This is a genomic window from Duganella violaceipulchra, from assembly GCF_019166075.1.
Lineage (GTDB): Bacteria > Pseudomonadota > Gammaproteobacteria > Burkholderiales > Burkholderiaceae_D > Rugamonas > Rugamonas violaceipulchra.
Map to the genome: position 1 here is coordinate 1 of NZ_JAHTGR010000241.1, position 255 is coordinate 255.

The 255-nt window shown below is 64.7% G+C and carries 1 protein-coding gene; it reads left to right on the forward strand.

The annotated features are described in order from the left end of the window. On the forward strand, positions 1–255 hold a 255-nt coding region (locus KVP70_RS33885), incomplete at both ends, for a hypothetical protein (protein ID WP_217946804.1).

Below are 255 nucleotides of genomic sequence, written 5' to 3' on the forward strand. Positions count from 1 at the left end.
GGCCGGGACTTTGCGCAACCTGACGGGCGGCAGCGTGCTGTCGGGACAGCGCATGGGCCTGGACGTGGCACAGCAGCTGGATAACCAGGGTATCGTCAACAGCGGCGGAACCTTGACGTTCAACCAGGCTACGGCCATCGTCAACAACAGTGGCCAGATCGTCTCGGCCGGACAGGCGACCATCGCTGCGGGTGTGCTGAACAACGATGGTGGCCGGATCGCCACGCTGAGGGACAGCGGCGCCAGCATCGTCAT